14 protein-coding genes and 1 other RNA gene are annotated in these 17,234 nt (G+C 63.3%); 8 read left to right on the top strand and 7 right to left on the bottom strand.

All coding sequences use genetic code 11. From position 1 onward, the window contains the following. Positions 1-124 precede the first annotated feature (124 nt). From dapB to grpE, 4 genes are all read right to left on the bottom strand, one after another. The gene (dapB, locus tag ACJA3S_RS22260) at positions 125-931 is read right to left on the bottom strand and encodes a 4-hydroxy-tetrahydrodipicolinate reductase (RefSeq protein WP_170032760.1); all 807 of its coding nucleotides are present in this window, start codon (positions 929-931) and stop codon (positions 125-127) included. Positions 932-944: 13 nt separating this feature from the next. Further along, complete coding sequence (gene dnaJ, locus ACJA3S_RS22265; protein WP_225779319.1) at positions 945-2,069, bottom strand: molecular chaperone DnaJ; 1,125 nt, start codon at positions 2,067-2,069, stop codon at positions 945-947. A 197-nt stretch (positions 2,070-2,266) separates the two neighbouring features. Continuing rightward, positions 2,267-4,192 carry a molecular chaperone DnaK gene (dnaK, locus tag ACJA3S_RS22270; RefSeq protein WP_406820012.1) on the bottom strand — a complete coding sequence of 642 codons (1,926 nt, stop codon included), beginning with the start codon at positions 4,190-4,192 and terminating at the stop codon, positions 2,267-2,269. A 101-nt stretch (positions 4,193-4,293) separates the two neighbouring features. Next, on the bottom strand, positions 4,294-4,848 hold the full coding sequence (gene grpE / locus ACJA3S_RS22275; RefSeq protein WP_406820013.1) for a nucleotide exchange factor GrpE: 555 nt from the start codon (positions 4,846-4,848) through the stop codon (positions 4,294-4,296). A gap of 190 nt (positions 4,849-5,038) precedes the next feature. Here grpE and recN point away from each other — a divergent pair, with 190 nt between their 5' ends. Continuing rightward, on the top strand, positions 5,039-6,712 hold the full coding sequence (recN, locus tag ACJA3S_RS22280; RefSeq protein WP_406820014.1) for a DNA repair protein RecN: 1,674 nt from the start codon (positions 5,039-5,041) through the stop codon (positions 6,710-6,712). A 211-nt stretch (positions 6,713-6,923) separates the two neighbouring features. On the opposite strand, the gene fur is transcribed toward recN, so the two are convergent. Beyond that, a complete protein-coding gene (gene fur, locus ACJA3S_RS22285; protein ID WP_012274258.1) occupies positions 6,924-7,328 on the bottom strand; it encodes a ferric iron uptake transcriptional regulator in 405 nt (134 codons plus the stop codon). A 97-nt stretch (positions 7,329-7,425) separates the two neighbouring features. On the opposite strand from fur, the gene ACJA3S_RS22290 reads away from it, so the two are divergent. Next, positions 7,426-7,959 carry an outer membrane protein assembly factor BamE gene (locus ACJA3S_RS22290; protein WP_186672854.1) on the top strand — a complete coding sequence of 178 codons (534 nt, stop codon included), beginning with the start codon at positions 7,426-7,428 and terminating at the stop codon, positions 7,957-7,959. A gap of 61 nt (positions 7,960-8,020) precedes the next feature. On the opposite strand, the gene ACJA3S_RS22295 is transcribed toward ACJA3S_RS22290, so the two are convergent. After that, the gene (locus ACJA3S_RS22295) at positions 8,021-8,455 is read right to left on the bottom strand and encodes a type II toxin-antitoxin system RatA family toxin (RefSeq protein WP_170032772.1); all 435 of its coding nucleotides are present in this window, start codon (positions 8,453-8,455) and stop codon (positions 8,021-8,023) included. A 163-nt stretch (positions 8,456-8,618) separates the two neighbouring features. Between ACJA3S_RS22295 and smpB the strand changes: the two genes are divergently transcribed. Beyond that, a complete protein-coding gene (gene smpB, locus ACJA3S_RS22300) occupies positions 8,619-9,101 on the top strand; it encodes an SsrA-binding protein SmpB (protein ID WP_406820015.1) in 483 nt (160 codons plus the stop codon). Between the two features lie 158 nt (positions 9,102-9,259). Here smpB and ACJA3S_RS22305 read toward each other — a convergent pair whose 3' ends face one another. After that, positions 9,260-10,027: an FCD domain-containing protein gene (locus ACJA3S_RS22305; RefSeq protein WP_170032774.1), complete on the bottom strand. Its 768-nt coding sequence runs from the start codon at positions 10,025-10,027 to the stop codon at positions 9,260-9,262. 256 nt (positions 10,028-10,283) lie between these two features. Here ACJA3S_RS22305 and ACJA3S_RS22310 point away from each other — a divergent pair, with 256 nt between their 5' ends. From ACJA3S_RS22310 to ssrA, 5 genes are all read left to right on the top strand, one after another. Beyond that, positions 10,284-11,954 (top strand): lactate permease LctP family transporter, encoded by a 1,671-nt coding sequence (locus ACJA3S_RS22310; RefSeq protein WP_406820016.1) that lies wholly within the window; start codon positions 10,284-10,286, stop codon positions 11,952-11,954. A 64-nt stretch (positions 11,955-12,018) separates the two neighbouring features. Next, positions 12,019-13,164 carry an FMN-dependent L-lactate dehydrogenase LldD gene (gene lldD, locus ACJA3S_RS22315; RefSeq protein WP_170032778.1) on the top strand — a complete coding sequence of 382 codons (1,146 nt, stop codon included), beginning with the start codon at positions 12,019-12,021 and terminating at the stop codon, positions 13,162-13,164. Between the two features lie 74 nt (positions 13,165-13,238). Continuing rightward, positions 13,239-16,049 (top strand): FAD-binding and (Fe-S)-binding domain-containing protein, encoded by a 2,811-nt coding sequence (locus ACJA3S_RS22320; RefSeq protein ID WP_406820017.1) that lies wholly within the window; start codon positions 13,239-13,241, stop codon positions 16,047-16,049. A 296-nt stretch (positions 16,050-16,345) separates the two neighbouring features. Beyond that, positions 16,346-16,633, top strand: a complete 288-nt coding sequence (locus ACJA3S_RS22325; protein WP_186672838.1) for a hypothetical protein — start codon at positions 16,346-16,348, stop codon at positions 16,631-16,633. A gap of 99 nt (positions 16,634-16,732) precedes the next feature. Next, positions 16,733-17,124: a transfer-messenger RNA gene (ssrA, locus tag ACJA3S_RS22330) on the top strand. Positions 17,125-17,234 lie beyond the last annotated feature (110 nt).

Raw genomic sequence — 17,234 nt, forward strand, 5'->3', positions numbered from 1 at the left:
CACATCAATGCGACAGGCTGACATCGGCGTTGGCTTCTTCGCGGGCTTGCCCGCTCCCACAGGAGCTTCACAATCCGTGTGGGAGCGGGCAAGCCCGCGAAGAAGCCAGCACCGCTCGAACTGCTTAACGCAGCTCGAGCACATCCTGCATGTCGTACAGGCCAGGCTCGCGCCCGTCCAGCCACAACGCCGCACGCACGGCACCCTTGGCGAAAGTCATGCGGCTGGAGGCCTTGTGGGTAATCTCGACGCGCTCGCCCTCGGCGGCAAACAGCACGGTATGGTCACCCACCACGTCACCCGCCCGCACGGTGGCGAAGCCGATGGTCTGGCGCTCACGCGCCCCAGTCTGCCCTTCGCGACCATACACAGCCACTTCCTGCAGGTTGCGCCCCAGCGCCTGGGCAACCACCTCCCCCATGCGCAGCGCAGTGCCGGACGGCGCATCGACCTTGTGCCGGTGATGCGCCTCGAGGATTTCGATATCCACATCGTCACCCAGCACGCGCGCCGCGGTATCCAGCAGCTTCAGGCAGAGGTTGACGCCAACGCTGAAGTTGGCGGCGAAGACGATCGGGATTTCCTTGCCGGCGTCGACCAGCTGCTGCTTCTCTTCCGGCGTGAAGCCTGTGGTACCGATGACCATGGCCTTGCCCGCCTTGCGGCAGAACGCCAGGTTTTTCAGGGTGACCGAGGGATGGGTGAAGTCGATCAGCACGTCGAATTCGTCGACCACCTTGGCCAGGTCGTCGGAAATTGGCACGCCGATACGGCCCAGGGCCGCCAGCTCACCGGCATCAGCCCCCACCAGCGTACTGTCCGGGCGATCGATCGCCGCGGTCAGGCCAGCCTGTGGCGCCTGTTGCTGCACGGCCTCGACGAGGGTCTTGCCCATTCGCCCTGCCGCGCCCATCACTGCAATACGTCGCATAGCCATTTCCTTGTCAGAGGTCGCCGAAGAAGCGCTTCACGCCATCGAACCAGCCACTGGCCTTGGGCGAGTGGGAGCTGTCGCCTTCCAGTGAATCACGCAGCTCTTCCAGCAGCTCGCGCTGGCGGCGACTGAGGTTGACCGGGGTTTCCACCGCCACCCGGCACAACAGGTCACCGGCACCACCACCGCGCACCGGGGCAACGCCCTTGCCGCGCAGGCGGAACTGCTTGCCGGTCTGGGTGCCTTCGGGGATCTTCAGCTTCACCCGGCCATCGAGCGTGGGCACTTCCAGTTCACCACCCAGGGCGGCATCAGTGAAGCTGATCGGCACTTCGCAGTACAGATGCTTGCCATCACGCTGGAAGATCTCGTGCTCACGCACATTGATCACCACGTACAGGTCGCCGGTCGGGCCACCATGGGTACCGGCCTCGCCTTCGCCCGACAAGCGGATACGGTCGCCGGTATCGACACCCGCTGGCACCTTGACCGACAGCGTCTTGTATTCCTCGACACGGCCTTCGCCGTGGCACGAAGGGCACGGGTCGGTGATGATCTTGCCCTGGCCATGGCAGCGCGGGCAGGTCTGCTGCACCGAGAAGAAGCCCTGCTGCATGCGTACCTGGCCGATACCGCCACAGGTCGGGCAGGTCGACGGCGTGGAGCCCTTCTTGGCACCGGAGCCGTCGCACGGCTGGCAGTTGACCAGGGTAGGCACACGGATGCTGACCGTGGTGCCACGCACCGCTTCTTCCAGGTTCAGCTCCAGGGTGTAGCGCAGGTCGCTGCCACGCTGGGCGCCGCCACGTCCACCGCCGCGGCCACCGCCGAAGAAGTCGCTGAACACATCGCCAAAGATGTCGGAGAAGTTGGCGCCGCCGAAACCGGCACCACCGCCACCCATGCTCGGGTCCACGCCAGCATGACCATACTGGTCGAACGCCGCGCGCTTGCTCGCGTCAGACAGCACTTCGTAGGCCTCGTTGGCCTCCTTGAACTTGTCTTCCGACTCCTTGTCGCCGGGGTTGCGGTCAGGGTGGTACTTCATCGCCAGACGGCGATAAGCCTTCTTGAGGTCAGCTTCGCTGGCGCCGCGCTCGACACCCAGGACCTCATAATAATCACGCTTGGACATAGGTCATTTGCACCTTGTTGGGCGTCTGGCATCTGCGCCACGCCATCAGCACCTGCCGTTTGCCCACCGGGGCTGCTGACAGATGCTGTAAAGATTCTCGAATTCCAGATACGCCAACGCGGGAGCAAGCCCCCGCGCGGCGACATCCTACCAGCTCACCGGCAAACGACGGTGAACTGGCCGACAACATGCAGGGATTACTGCTTGTTGTTGTCTTTCACTTCTTCGAACTCGGCGTCAACCACGTCATCGTGCTTGGCTTCCGGCTCGGCGTGCTGCGCGCCACCCTGAGGCTGTTCGGCCGACTGCTCGGCGTACATCTTCTGGGCAACCGGTGCCGAAACCTTGGACAGCTCTTCGACCTTGGCGTCGATGGCAGCCTTGTCGTCGCCTTTGACAGCGGCTTCCAGGGCAACCACGGCAGCCTCGATGGCGGTTTTTTCTTCGGCGGTAACCTTGTCACCGGCGTCAGCGACCATCTTGCGGGTCGAGTGAACCAGCGCGTCACCCTGGTTACGGGCAGCGGCCAGCTCTTCGAACTTGCGGTCTTCCTCGGCGTTGGCCTCGGCGTCACGCACCATGCGCTCGATTTCTTCGTCCGACAGGCCGGAGTTGGCCTTGATCACGATCGACTGCGACTTGCCGGTGGCCTTGTCTTTCGCGCTGACGTGCAGGATGCCGTTGGCGTCGATGTCGAAGGTCACTTCGATCTGCGGTACGCCACGCGGAGCCGGCGGGATGTCAGCCAGGTCGAACTTGCCCAGCGACTTGTTCTGCGCAGCCTGCTTGCGCTCACCCTGCAGCACGTGAATGGTCACGGCAGCCTGGTTGTCGTCGGCAGTCGAGAACACCTGCGACTTCTTGGTCGGAATGGTGGTGTTCTTCTCGATCAGCGAGGTCATCACGCCGCCCATGGTTTCGATACCCAGGGTCAGCGGGCTGACGTCCAGCAGCAGTACGTCCTTCACGTCACCAGCCAGTACGGCGCCCTGGATGGCAGCACCCATGGCCACGGCTTCGTCCGGGTTGACGTCCTTGCGGGCTTCCTTGCCGAAGAAGTCGGCAACGGCCTTCTGCACCATCGGCATGCGGGTCTGGCCGCCGACCAGGATCACGTCGTCGATCTTGCCGACGTCGATGCCAGCGTCTTTCAGGGCAATACGGCACGGCTCGATGGTGCGCTGAACCAGGTCTTCGACCAGCGATTCCAGCTTGGCGCGGGAGATCTTCACGTTCAGGTGCTTCGGACCGGTAGCGTCAGCGGTGATGTACGGCAGGTTGACGTCGGTCGACTGCGAGGACGACAGCTCGATCTTGGCCTTCTCGGCAGCTTCCTTCAGGCGCTGCAGAGCCAGCGGATCGTTCTTCAGGTCCATGCCGGACTCTTTCTTGAACTCGTCGACGAGGTAGTCGATCAGGCGCATGTCGAAGTCTTCACCACCGAGGAAGGTGTCCCCGTTGGTGGCCAGTACTTCGAACTGGTGCTCACCGTCGACTTCGGCGATTTCGATGACCGATACGTCGAAGGTACCACCACCCAGGTCATAGACGATGACGGTGTGGTCGCCCTTGGCCTTGTCCATGCCATAGGCCAGCGCAGCGGCGGTCGGTTCGTTGATGATGCGCTTCACGTCCAGGCCGGCGATGCGACCAGCGTCCTTGGTGGCCTGGCGCTGGCTGTCGTTGAAGTAGGCCGGAACGGTGATGACCGCTTCGGTAACTGGCTCGCCGAGGTAGTCTTCGGCGGTTTTCTTCATCTTTTTCAGCACTTCGGCGCTGATCTGCGGCGGTGCCATGTCCTTGCCACTGGCCTGCACCCAGGCGTCGCCGTTGCCGGCCTTGACGATCTTGTACGGCACCAGCTTGATGTCTTTCTGCACGACGTCTTCTTCGAAGCGGCGGCCGATCAGGCGCTTCACTGCGAACAGGGTGTTGTGCGGGTTGGTCACAGCCTGGCGCTTGGCCGACTGACCTACCAGGATTTCGCCGTCGTTGGCGTAGGCCACGATCGAAGGGGTGGTACGCGCGCCTTCGGCGTTTTCGATGACCTTGACGTTACCGTTTTCCAGAACGGAGACGCACGAGTTGGTGGTCCCCAGGTCGATACCGATGATTTTGCCCATGTTAACTCTCCCGAAACTTGAATTTGGTAGCAGCGACTACTTTGGCCAACTGCGGTAATACTTGAAGGCTTGACACCTAGATGGGGATGCCCGGAAGGATTTCAAGCCTTTTCATCGATAGAGGGTTGCGGCGCGCTCGGCGCCTTGCTGACCACCACCATGGCGGGGCGCAGCAGACGGCCATTGAGCAGGTAACCCTTCTGGAATACGTTGAGCACGCTGTTCGGCTCTACCTCGGCGTTTTCCTGCATGGCCATGGCCTGGTGATGCTCAGGGTTGAACGGCTGGCCGTGCGGGTCGATGGCTTCGAGGTTGTAGCGCTTGAGGGTGTCCTGGAACATCTTCAGGGTCAGCTCGACGCCTTCACGCGTGTTCTTGACCTGTTCGTCCTCTGGGTTGAGGTGCGACAGGGCCATTTCCAGGCTGTCGATCACCGGCAGCAGGTCGCCAGCAAACTTCTCGAGAGCGAACTTGCGCGCCTTGTCGACTTCCTGCTCGGCGCGACGAATGCTGTTCTGCGCTTCAGCAGCGACACGCAGGGACTGATCCTTGGCGGCGGCCAGCTGCTCCTCGAGCTCCTGAATGCGGGCGCCGTTATCCACTGCACCGGCCTCTTCGGCGTTAAGGTCCTGTTCATTCAGCTGTTCGTCAGCCATGGGTCTCTCCTCCGCAATTTCGGTTGTACGAGCAAAGCTCGCCGTGTCTGCCGGCTATATGGGGCCGAAAAAACCAGCTTCAAGGGGCACGTGGGTTTTGCCGGTCGCAACAGAATCCGCCAGAGGGCATTGGCAGGCCTGAAAAAAGTACTGTATAAATAACCAGACCTGACTTTCGGGAGCTGCCCTCATGCTGGTGCACCTGTCCATCCACAACTACGCCATCGTCGAACACCTCGACCTCGAGATCGCCCGCGGCATGTCCGTCATCACCGGCGAAACCGGCGCCGGCAAATCGATCATGCTCGATGCCCTCGGCCTGGCCCTGGGCGACCGGGCCGACAGCGGCGTGGTGCGCCCCGGCACGGACAAGGCAGACATCCTCGCCACCTTCGACCTGGTGGACATTCCCGAGGCCCATGCCTGGCTGGCCGAGCGCGACCTGGACAACGACGGCCTGTGCATCCTGCGCCGGGTGATCACCGCCGAAGGCCGCAGCCGCGGCTACATCAACGGCACGCCCTGCCCGCTCGGCGACCTCAAGGCGCTGGGCGAACTGCTGATCGATATCCACAGCCAGCATGAGCACCAGTCGCTGCTGAAGACCGACACCCACCGTCGCCTGCTCGACGAGTACGCCGGTGCCGTCGACCTGGCCCGCCAGGTGCAGCTGGCCGCCAAGCGCTGGAACCAGACCCGCCTGGAGCTGGAGCGCCTGTCCAATTCCGGCGACGAGCAACGCGCCCGCCACCAGTTGCTCAGCTACCAGCTGGAAGAGCTGGACAACCTCGGCCTGGGCGAGCACGAACTGGAGCAACTGGAGCAGGAACACAAGCAACTGACCAGCGCCGAAGCCCTGTTCGGCATCTGCCGCCAGGTCATCGACCAATGCAGCGAAAGCGATTCGGGCAACGTGCTCAGCGCCCTCACCGCCAGCCTCAACCGCCTGGGTGCCGCCACCCACGCGCCCAAGGCACTGAGCGAGGCGGCCAACCTGATCGCCAGCGCACAGATCCAGGTCGAGGAGGCCGTCGGCGAGCTCAACCGCTTCCTCGACAACTTCGACGCCGACCCCATGCGCCTGCAGGCCCTGGAAGAACGCCTCGACACCATCTATACACTGGCGCGCAAGCACCGCGTACACCCCACCGAACTGCCCCACCTGCAGCAGCAGTTGATGGAAGAGCTGGAAAGCCTGAACGCCAGTGACGAATCGATCGAACGGCTGGGTGAGGAGCTGGCTGCCTTCGCCCAGCACTATAAAGAGAAGGCCCGCGAGCTCAGCGCCCTGCGCCAGCAGGCCGCGCAACAGCTGGCGGTAGCTGTAGAGCAGGAGATCCAGCGCCTGGGCATGCCCGGCGGGCGCTTCTGCATCGCCCTGACACCAAACGAGGGCAGCGACCTGTCACCGCATGGCCTGGAGCAGATCGAACTGCTGGTCAGCGCCAACCCCGGCCAGCCGCTGAAGGCCCTGGCCAAGGTCGCTTCAGGTGGCGAGCTGTCGCGCATCAGCCTGGCGATCCAGGTCATCACTGCGCAGACCTCGCGCATTCCCACCCTGGTGTTCGACGAAGTCGACGTCGGTATCGGTGGGCCGACTGCGGAAATCGTCGGCCAGCTGTTGCGCCGCCTGGGCGAACGCGGCCAGGTGCTGACCGTGACTCACCTGCCGCAGGTTGCCGCACAAGGGCATCATCACCTGTTCGTGCACAAGGTGCGTAACAGCGACACCACCCACACTGCCGTGACCAGCCTGGGCAAGCGCGAGCGAGTCGAGGAAGTGGCACGGATGCTCGGTGGCATCGACCTGACCAAGGAATCGCTGGCGCATGCGCGCAAGATGGTGGTAAGCGGCAAGGCCTGATGCCGCGCTTTCTGTAGGAGCGGCCTTGTGTCGCGAAAGGGCTGCAGAGCAGCCCCGGCAATTGATGCATCGATACCGAAATCCTGGGGCCGCGTTGCGGCCCTTTCGCGACACAAGGCCGCTCCTACAGAAGCCCGCAACACCTCAAGACCGCACAAAGCACAAAGGCGACCCGAAGGTCGCCTTTGTCATTCATAACGATAGAAAAACGTTATTTCTTCTTACGCACATACAAGACCAGGTTGTGGTCAACCAGCTCATAGCCATGCTCGGCCACGATTTCGCGCTGACGCTTTTCGATCTCGGCATCCATGAACTCGATGACTTCGCTGGTATCCACGTTGACCATATGGTCGTGGTGGCCACCGTCAGCCAATTCAAATACTGCGTGACCGCCGTCGAAGTTGTGGCGAACCACCAGACCCGCCGCTTCGAACTGGGTCAGTACGCGGTAGACGGTGGCCAGGCCCACGTCTTCGCCAGCCTCCATCAGCGCCTTGTAGACATCCTCGGCGCTCATGTGACGCTGCTCGGTCGAGTCGAGCATCTGTAGGATCTTGACTCGAGGCAGGGTCACCTTGAGACCGGCTTTGCGCAATTCGCTATTTTCAACCATGGTCAGCTTTCTCGCCGATGCTGCTTCGCAGCTTCTCTTAATACGGGTATGATCGGGGTTTACGTTGTCCAGCCAAGATAGTGGAAGTCGCCCACCGATGCAAAACACCAAGCTCTTGCTAACCAGCCTCACCCTAGTGGGACTGCTCGCACTCGCCGGTTGCTCGTTTCCCGGGGTTTACAAAATCGACATCCAGCAGGGCAATGTCGTTACGCAAGACATGATAGACCAATTGCGCCCCGGAATGACCCGTCGGCAAGTAAGGTTTATCATGGGTAACCCGCTGATCCAGGACACCTTCCACACCAATCGCTGGGATTACCTGTACAGCATCCAGCCCGGCGGCGGCAAACGTCAGCAGGAACGCATGAGCGTGTTCTTCAACGAAAGCGACCAGCTGGTGAGCCTGTCCGGCGACTTCATGCCAGGCGTCAGCCGCGACCAGGAAATCCTCGGTGGCAGCGGCGACACCACGGTCAGCCCGGCCACTCAGCCAGGGCAGCCTAGCGCGCAGCCAGAAGAGAAACCGGCCAAGCCAGGTTCGGTGGAAGAATCCATCCAGCGCGAGATCGACACCATCGAGACCACCCCGGTGCCAACCCCCGCACCGCTGGAAACCTCGCCTCAGTAAGCGGCGAGCAGGTACAAAAAAGCCCGGACCAGTTCCGGGCTTTTTATTTCCGCTTTTGCAATCAGCTGTTCAGCTGCTTGGCACGCTGACAGAACGCATCGACCAGGGTGTTGGCCGCCTGGTTGAACAGCGGGCCCAGCGTGGCACGCACGATCGGCCCGGCGTAATCAAAGGACAGGTCGAGGCTGATCTTGCAGGCTTTTTCCCCGAGCGGCTTGAACACCCACAGGCCATGCAGCTGGGTGAATGGCCCTTCCTCAAGGTTCATCTCGATGGACTGCCCCGGCACCAGCACGTTACGCGTAACGAACTGCTGGCTCATGCCACCCTTGGCCACTTCAAGCTTGGCGCGCATTTGCGTGTCGCTGGCTTCGAGCACCGTGGAGTCAGAGCACCAAGGCAAGAATTCCGGGTAGCTGGCGACATCGTTGACCAGGTCGTAGAGCGCCTTGGCGGGGTATGGCAGCAGGGCCGAGCGTTGAATATGGGTAGTCATCCAGGCGTCACTTCCAGGGCTGGGTGGCGGTGCTTCGCAGCGTGCCGAAAACAGTTTGTGTAGCTATGACAGCGTTCGTATTGTCCGGTATTCATTCCGGTGGCTCAAGCACACCGAAATCCCATAGCGGACGACGCTCCGACTTGCCTATAATGCCGCCCCTATGGCTAAGCAAAAAAAACATCCGACCGGGACCATCGCGCAAAACAAGAAGGCGCGACACGATTACTTCATCGAACACAAGTTCGAGGCCGGGCTGGTCCTGTCCGGCTGGGAAGTAAAAAGCCTGCGAGCCGGCAAGGCACACCTGACTGACAGCTACGTGCTGCTGAAGGATGGTGAGGCCTGGCTGTTCGGCAGCCACATCACCCCGCTGACCACGGCCAGCACCCACGTCATCGCCGACCCCATCCGTACGCGCAAGCTGCTGCTGAACAAGCGTGAGCTCGAACGCCTGGAAGCGGCCGTGGCGCAAAAAGGCTACACCTGTGTGGCCTTGGCGCTGTACTGGAGCAAGCACCTGATCAAGTGCGAAATCGCACTGGGCAAGGGCAAGAAGGAATACGACAAGCGCGACACCATGCGCGAGCGCGATTCCAACCGCGAGCTGCAGCGGGCCGTGCGCAACAAGGGCAAGGGAGACTGACCTCCCCACCCGGCGCCACGGTCAGTGTAGGAGCGGCCTCGCGTCGCGATGGGCTGCAAAGCAGCCCCAGCTATTTCGGCCGATGACCGATGCCTTGGGGCTACTTCGCCCCCATCGCGACGCAAGGCCGCCCCTACACCAGGCCTGAAGACACTGCGTCAGCGCCCGCTACGCCGCTCCGCCCGCGCCACCCGTTGCGCTTCTTCCTGCGCCTCTTCCAGCACCTCCTGCACATACAGAATGTGCCGGCTGGACACCTCCCGCGCATCGTCCGCCCTGCCCTCGACAATGGCCAGGTACAGCTCCCGGTGCTGGCTGATCAGCATGTCGCGGGTCTCGGCCCGTTGCTGGTACATCCCACCGATGTTGGTCACCACGTTGCGCTTGAGCAGGTCGAACAAGCCCCGAATGGTGTGCAGCAGCACAGCGTTATGGCTGGCCTCGGCAATCGCCAGGTGGAAGCGCGCATCGGCCGCGCCCTCTTCCACCCGGGTCACTTCATCGGCCCGGGCATAGCAGTCCTGCAACGCATCGAAGGCCGCCTTCAGCCGCGCCCGGTCTGGCTCGGTGGCACGCTGGGCGGCGTAATAGGCGCAAGATGCTTCCAGGGTATGGCGAAACTCGAGCAGGTCACGTTGCGCCTCGGCGCTGTGTTCGAGCAACTGCAGCAACGGGTCGCTGAAAGTCGAGCCCAGCGACTCGGCAACGAAATTGCCCCCGCCCTGGCGGCTGACCAACAGCCCCTTGGCCACCAGCTTCTGGATCGCCTCACGCAGTGACGGGCGGGACACGCCGAACTGCTCGGCCAGGACGCGCTCGGCCGGCAGCCGCTGCCCGGAGGTCAGCGTGCCTTCCAGAATCATCCCTTCCAACCGATCGACGATGTCATCGGACAGGCGCCGTTGGCGGACCTGATCAAAAACCATCACATGCTCTCCACAAACCCCCGGCAGATTTCCGGGGGTGCCTATTCTCGCCGATCCAGGGCTGTGCAAACACCATCAGGTGATGTTTTTCCCTGCGCATCAGGCGCCCACTCATCGGCACACGACCAAAGTTTTGCACGGGACAAATTGACACACCCACGACAGCGCTTTTAACCTAGCGACCAGTCATTGTAAATTGGTCTTACCAATTATCCAATGCCAGTGCCTGACCAACAACAATTAGGGGCCACCCCATATGCAAACCTGGCAACAATTCTATAGCCCGCTTGGTAGTCTCGGCCTGTCCGCACTGGCGGCGGTCATCCCCATCGTGTTCTTCTTCCTTGCCCTGGCCGTGTTCCGCCTCAAAGGCCACGTGGCCGGCAGCATCACCCTGGCGTTGTCGATCCTGGTGGCAATCTTTGCCTTCCAGATGCCTGTCGACATGGCGTTCGCCGCCGCCGGGTACGGCTTCCTCTATGGCCTCTGGCCAATCGCCTGGATCATCGTTGCCGCGGTGTTCCTGTACAAACTCACGGTCAAGAGCGGCCAGTTCGAAGTGATCCGCAGCTCGGTGCTGTCGATTACCGACGACCAGCGCCTGCAAGTGCTGCTGATCGGCTTCTGCTTCGGTGCCTTCCTGGAAGGTGCGGCGGGCTTTGGCGCACCGGTGGCAATCACTGCCGCGCTGCTGGTGGGCCTGGGCTTCAACCCGCTGTACGCCGCCGGCCTGTGCCTGATCGCCAACACCGCGCCCGTGGCCTTCGGCGCCCTGGGCATCCCGATCATCGTGGCCGGCCAGGTCACCGGCATCGACGCCTTCCACATCGGCGCCATGACCGGTCGCCAGCTGCCGCTGCTGTCGCTGTTCGTGCCATTCTGGCTGGTATTCATGATGGACGGCCTGCGCGGCGTGAAGGAAACCTGGCCTGCCGCCCTGGTTGCCGGCCTGAGCTTCGCCGTTACCCAGTACTTCACCTCGAACTTCATCGGCCCGGAGCTGCCGGACATCACCTCGGCCCTGGCCAGCCTGATCGCCCTGACCCTGTTCCTGAAAGTCTGGCAGCCCAAGCGCTCGTTCGCCGAAGCCAAAGGCAGCGTGGGCGCCGCCGTGGTGCAGCCAAGTGGCAGCCAGCCAAGCCCCTACAGCCTTGGCCAGATCTTCAAGGCCTGGTCGCCGTTCCTGATCCTCACCGTACTGGTCACCATCTGGACCCTGAAGCCGTTCAAGGCGGCCTTTGCGGCAGGCGGCTCGATGTACAACTTCGTGTTCAACTTCGCCATCCCGCACCTCGACCAGCTGGTGATCAAGGCCGCACCAATCGTGGCTGCGCCAACCGCCATGCCGGCGGTGTTCAAGCTGGACCCGATCTCTGCCACCGGCACCGCGATCTTCCTCTCGGCGCTGATTTCCATGGCGGTGCTGAAGATCAACTTCAAAACTGGTCTGACCACTTTCAAGGAAACCTTCTGGGAACTGCGCTGGCCGATCCTGTCGATCGGCATGGTGCTGGCGTTCGCCTTCGTCACCAACTACTCGGGCATGTCCTCCACCATGGCCCTGGTGCTGGCCGGTACCGGCGCGGCGTTCCCGTTCTTCTCGCCGTTCCTCGGCTGGCTGGGCGTGTTCCTGACCGGCTCGGACACCTCGTCCAACGCCTTGTTCAGCTCGCTGCAGGCCACCACCGCGCACCAGATCGGGGTCAACGACACCTTGCTGGTTGCAGCCAACACCAGCGGCGGGGTAACCGGCAAGATGATCTCGCCGCAATCGATCGCCGTGGCCTGCGCCGCCACTGGCCTGGTCGGCAAGGAATCCGACCTGTTCCGCTTCACCGTCAAGCACAGCCTGTTCTTCGCCACCCTCGTCGGCCTGATCACCCTGATCCAGGCCTACTGGCTGACCGGCATGCTGGTCCATCACTAAAGTGAAAGGGGCCGGGCGCCCTGGTGCGCCCGGCAATCCCCCACAAGCAACGCTGCGAGAATCCATGATCATTTCCGCCTCTACCGACTATCGCGCCGCGGCCCAACGCAAGCTGCCTCCTTTCCTGTTCCACTATGCCGACGGCGGTGCCTACGCCGAGCACACCCTGCGCCACAACGTCTCCGACCTGGCCGGCATCGCCCTGCGCCAGCGCGTGCTGAAGAACATGTCCGAGCTCAGCCTCGAGACCCGCCTGTTCGACGAAACCCTGAGCATGCCGGTGGCCCTGGCCCCGGTCGGCCTCACCGGCATGTACGCCCGCCGTGGCGAAGTGCAGGCGGCGCGCGCGGCGGCGGCGCATGGCATTCCGTTCACCATGTCCACGGTGTCGGTGTGCCCGATCGAAGAAGTAGCGCCAGCCATCGACCGGCCGATGTGGTTCCAGCTGTACGTGCTCAAGGACCGTGGCTTCATGCGCAACGCCCTGGAGCGGGCCAAGGCTGCCGGGGTCAAGACCCTGGTGTTCACCGTCGACATGCCCACCCCCGGCGCCCGCTACCGCGACGCGCATTCCGGCATGAGCGGCAAGCACGGCCCACTGCGCCGCGTGCTGCAGGCCATGACCCACCCCGAGTGGGCGTGGGATGTCGGCGTGATGGGCCGCCCACACGACCTGGGCAATATTTCCGCCTACCGTGGCAACCCTACCGGCCTGGCCGACTACATCGGCTGGCTGGCCAACAACTTCGACCCGTCGATTTCGTGGAAAGACCTGGAATGGATCCGCGACTTCTGGGACGGCCCGATGATTATCAAGGGCATCCTCGATGCCGATGATGCTCGTGATGCGGTCAGGTTCGGCGCCGACGGTATTGTCGTATCCAACCATGGCGGCCGTCAGCTCGACGGCGTGCTGTCCAGCGCCCGTGCCCTGCCGGCGATTGCCGACGCGGTCAAGGGTGAGCTGAAGATCCTCGCTGACTCGGGCATCCGCAGCGGCCTCGACGTGGTGCGCATGATCGCCCTGGGCGCCGACACCGTGCTGATCGGCCGCGCCTTCCTCTACGCCTTGGCCGTACACGGCCAGGCCGGGGTTAAGAACCTGCTGGAGCTGTTCGAGAAGGAAATGCGCGTGGCCATGGTGCTGACCGGTGCCAAGTCGATCAGCGAAATCACCCGCGACTCGCTGGTACGCGAACTGGGCGCCTGACGCCTGCAACAACGACCGCCTGATTGACCCGGGGCATGTGGTGCAAAGATGCCACAGCCCCGCGAGGAGACTGCATGAGCCTGCCTGCCGCGTTCCTGCGTGATGCCGAGCGCCTGATCCCCGCCGAACGCCGCTTCGACGACCCTACAGCCACCCTGGCCTTCGGCACTGACGCCAGCTTCTACCGGCTGATCCCCAAGCTGGTGGTACGCGTCGAGAGCGAGGACGAAGTGGTCGGCCTGATCAAACTGGCCCAGCGCGAGCGGGTGCCGGTCACCTTCCGCGCCGCTGGCACCAGCCTGTCCGGCCAGGCCATCAGCGACTCGGTGCTGATCGTGCTCGGTGACAACTGGAACGGCCGCGAAATCCGTGGCCAGGGTGAGCAGATCCGCCTGCAGCCAGGGGTCATCGGCGCCCAGGCCAACGCCTGGCTGGCCCCGTTCGGGCGCAAGATCGGCCCCGACCCGGCCTCGATCAACGCCTGCAAGATCGGCGGTATCGTCGCCAACAACGCCAGTGGCATGTGCTGCGGCACCGCGCAGAATACCTACCAAACCCTGGCCGGCCTGCGCCTGGTGCTGGCCGACGGCACGCGCCTGGACAGCGAAGACCCGGCCAGTGTCGCCGCCTTCGAAACCAGCCACGCCGAGCTGCTGGAAGCGCTGGCCCGCCTGGGCCGCGAGACCCGTGCCAACACCGCACTGGCCGAGCGCATCCGGCACAAGTACCGGCTGAAGAACACCACCGGCCTGTCGCTGAATGCACTGGTCGACTACGACCAACCGCTGGACATCCTGCAGCACCTGCTGGTCGGCTCCGAAGGCACCCTCGGCTTCATCAGCGCAGTCACCTACAACACCGTGCCCGACCACCCGCACAAGGCCAGCGCCCTACTGGTGTTCCCCAGCGTCGAAAGCTGCTGCCGCGCGGTGACCGTGCTCAAGCAGCAACCGGTTTCGGCGGTAGAGCTGCTCGACCGCCGCAGCCTGCGCTCGGTGCAGAACATGCCCGGCATGCCGTTGTGGGTAAAAGGCCTGTCGGGCAACGCCTGCGCCCTGCTGATCGAATCCCGCGCCGCCAGCCAGAGCCTGCTGCACGAACAGCTGCAACAGGTAATGGCCGCGATCGCCGACTTCCCGCTGGAACAGCAGGTCGACTTCAGCGAAGACCCGGCCGTGTACAACCAGTTGTGGAAAATCCGCAAGGACACCTTCCCCGCCGTCGGCGCCGTGCGCCAGACCGGCACCACGGTGATCATCGAAGACGTCACCTTCCCGGTCGAGCAGTTGGCCGAAGGCGTCAACCGGCTGATCCAGCTGTTCGACAAGCACCGCTATGACGAAGCGATCATTTTCGGCCATGCGCTGGAAGGCAACCTGCACTTCGTTTTCACCCAAGGCTTCAACAGCGCCGCGGAAGTCGCCCGTTACCAGGCGTTCATGGACGACGTGGCACAGCTGGTGGCAGTGGAGTTCGGTGGTTCACTCAAGGCCGAGCACGGCACCGGGCGCAACATGGCGCCGTTCGTCGAGCTGGAATGGGGCAGTGACGCCTACCAGCTGATGTGGAAACTCAAGCGCCTGCTCGACCCCAACGGCATCCTCAACCCCGACGTGGTGCTGAGCGAAGACCCGGACATCCACCTGAAGAACCTCAAGCCGCTGCCGGCCGCCGACGAGATCGTCGACAAGTGCATCGAATGCGGTTTCTGCGAGCCAGTGTGCCCCTCCAAGGGCCTGACCCTCAGCCCGCGCCAACGCATCGTCATGTGGCGTGACATCCAGGCCAAGCAACGCGCCGGCATCGACACCCGGGAGCTGCGCCGGGCCTACCAGTACCAGGGCATCGACACCTGCGCCGCCACCGGCCTGTGCGCCCAGCGCTGCCCGGTGGGCATCAACACCGGTGAACTGGTGAAGAAACTGCGCAACCAGGCCGCTGACCACACCAAGACCGCCGACTGGCTGGCCGACAACTTCCACACCGCCCTGGGTGGCGCACGCCTGACCCTGAGCGCTGCCAACACCGCGCGCAAGTTGCTTGGTGCCCCGCGCCTGGGCCGCCTGAGCGCCACGTTGAGCAAGGCCAGCAAGGGCCGCCTGCCACAGTGGACCCCGGCCATGCCGCAACCCCTGCGCCCGCTGCCCGTCGGCCCGGCCAGCCACGACGCCCGCCCGCGCGTGGTGTACCTGGCGGCGTGCGTTTCACGGGTGATGGGCCCGGCCTATGCCGACCGCGAGCAAAGTTCGCTACTGGACAAAACCCGCGCGTTGCTGGAAAAGGCCGGCTACCAGGTGGTGTTTCCCGACAACGCCGACAGCCTGTGCTGCGGCCAGCCGTTCGCCTCCAAGGGCTACCCCGAGCAGGCCGAACACAAGCGCCAGGAGCTGATCAATGCCCTGCTGCACGCCAGCCGCGGTGGCCTCGACCCGGTCTACTGCGACACCAGCCCGTGCACGCTGCGCCTGGTCCAGGACCTGGGTGAAAGCCGGCTGGACCTGTACGACCCGGTGCGCTTCATCCGCACCCACCTGCTCGACCGCCTGGAGTTCACCCCTCAGGACGAGCCCGTGGCCGTGCACGTCACCTGCAGTACCCAGCACCTGGGGGAAAGCCAGGCGCTGATCGACTTGGCGCGGCGTTGCAGCAAGCAGGTGGTGATCCCCGAAGGCATTCATTGCTGCGGCTTTGCCGGCGACAAAGGCTTCACCACCCCCGAGCTCAACGCCCACTCGCTGCGCAGCCTCAAGGACGCGGTGCAGTACTGCAGCGAAGGCATTTCCACCAGCCGCACCTGCGAGATCGGGCTGTCCAGCCACAGCGGCATCGACTACCACGGCCTGGTCTACCTGGTAGACCGCGTCACCCGCCCGCGCCGTATCTGAGCGTTTACGCAATCCAGCGGCCGCTGCAATCTGTGTGGGAGCGGGCATGCCCGCGAACACCGGCGCAGCCGGTGCCATACACCGCGGTGTCTGTTTCGCGGGCACGCCCGCTCCCACAGATATTGCTCCGGCTTTGGGCCCACGCTGTACCTGTGGGAGCGGGTTCACCCGCGAACACCGGCAAAGCCGGTGCCATCCCCTTCATTTCACCCCGCCACCATCCCGACGGAACCCTCACCAATCCCCCGCAGTCCACCTTACAGGCCCACCTTCCAGAGGCCCCAGAGGAGACTCCCATGAAAGGTACCGCGCTTTCGGCCCTGTTCGCGGCCGCCACCCTGCTGGCTTCACCGGTGTTTGCCGCCGAAGACCTCTGCGCCACCAACCTGCAGAAGATCGACGACAACATGGCCACCCTCGGCGCCACGTCCGAAGGCCTGGACAAGGCCATCACCGAGCACGTCGACAAGGCCAAGGCTGCCCAGGCCGCAGGCGACACCAAGGAATGCATCGCCATCACCAGCAAGGTGCTGGAGCGCCTGGACAAGACCGAAAAAGGCAGCGACAGCAACAGCGGCTCGTGACCCCAGGCGCGGGCGACGGGCCCTGCTGTCGACGTCGCCCGCACAATGGCGTATACTCCGCCTCACGTACCGTAAGGTGCGTTAGCTTAGAGCTAGTGTGGGGCCGATTAGGATTCGACGCCGGTAGCGAAACTCTAGGTGCATGCCGAGTTGGTAACAGAACTCGTAAATCCACTGTTGCAACTTTCTATAGTTGCCAATGACGAAAACTACGAGGGTTACGCTCTCGCTGCGTAAGCAGCTGAGCCCGCTCTCCTGGTAGCTTCGGCTCCAGCAATCATCAGGGGATGCCTGTAAACCCGAAATGATTGTCATACAGAACAGGATCGTCGTGTAGCACGTTGGGGGCAAAGCGACTAAAACTCACCCAACTCGTCCAAAGCACCCTGCCCGTCGGGCGGCTGCGGATTAACTCAGTAGACACGGCTAAGCATGTAGTACCGACAGCGGAGTACTGGCGGACGGGGGTTCAAATCCCCCCGGCTCCACCAAATTCCAGAAAAAAGACGCCCTCGAGCGTCTTTTTTTTGTGCCTGGGTTTTAGGTGTGCGCGCCGAAAAATCGGATTTATCCCCTTCCTTGTAGGCCGTTTCCCAAAGAT

This window comes from Pseudomonas sp. KnCO4, assembly GCF_045344305.1.
GTDB classification, from domain to species: Bacteria; Pseudomonadota; Gammaproteobacteria; order Pseudomonadales; family Pseudomonadaceae; genus Aquipseudomonas; species Aquipseudomonas anuradhapurensis.

Bases quoted from the DNA above. Each gene is read 5' to 3' on its own strand.
- dapB (WP_170032760.1), bottom strand. From the start codon at position 931: ATGCGACGTATTGCAGTGATGGGCGCGGCAGGGCGAATGGGCAAGACC.
- dnaJ (WP_225779319.1), bottom strand. From the start codon at position 2,069: ATGTCCAAGCGTGATTATTATGAGGTCCTGGGTGTCGAGCGCGGCGCC.
- dnaK (WP_406820012.1), bottom strand. From the start codon at position 4,192: ATGGGCAAAATCATCGGTATCGACCTGGGGACCACCAACTCGTGCGTC.
- grpE (WP_406820013.1), bottom strand. From the start codon at position 4,848: ATGGCTGACGAACAGCTGAATGAACAGGACCTTAACGCCGAAGAGGCC.
- recN (WP_406820014.1), top strand. From the start codon at position 5,039: ATGCTGGTGCACCTGTCCATCCACAACTACGCCATCGTCGAACACCTC.
- fur (WP_012274258.1), bottom strand. From the start codon at position 7,328: ATGGTTGAAAATAGCGAATTGCGCAAAGCCGGTCTCAAGGTGACCCTG.
- ACJA3S_RS22290 (WP_186672854.1), top strand. From the start codon at position 7,426: ATGCAAAACACCAAGCTCTTGCTAACCAGCCTCACCCTAGTGGGACTG.
- ACJA3S_RS22295 (WP_170032772.1), bottom strand. From the start codon at position 8,455: ATGACTACCCATATTCAACGCTCGGCCCTGCTGCCATACCCCGCCAAG.
- smpB (WP_406820015.1), top strand. From the start codon at position 8,619: ATGGCTAAGCAAAAAAAACATCCGACCGGGACCATCGCGCAAAACAAG.
- ACJA3S_RS22305 (WP_170032774.1), bottom strand. From the start codon at position 10,027: ATGGTTTTTGATCAGGTCCGCCAACGGCGCCTGTCCGATGACATCGTC.
- ACJA3S_RS22310 (WP_406820016.1), top strand. From the start codon at position 10,284: ATGCAAACCTGGCAACAATTCTATAGCCCGCTTGGTAGTCTCGGCCTG.
- lldD (WP_170032778.1), top strand. From the start codon at position 12,019: ATGATCATTTCCGCCTCTACCGACTATCGCGCCGCGGCCCAACGCAAG.
- ACJA3S_RS22320 (WP_406820017.1), top strand. From the start codon at position 13,239: ATGAGCCTGCCTGCCGCGTTCCTGCGTGATGCCGAGCGCCTGATCCCC.
- ACJA3S_RS22325 (WP_186672838.1), top strand. From the start codon at position 16,346: ATGAAAGGTACCGCGCTTTCGGCCCTGTTCGCGGCCGCCACCCTGCTG.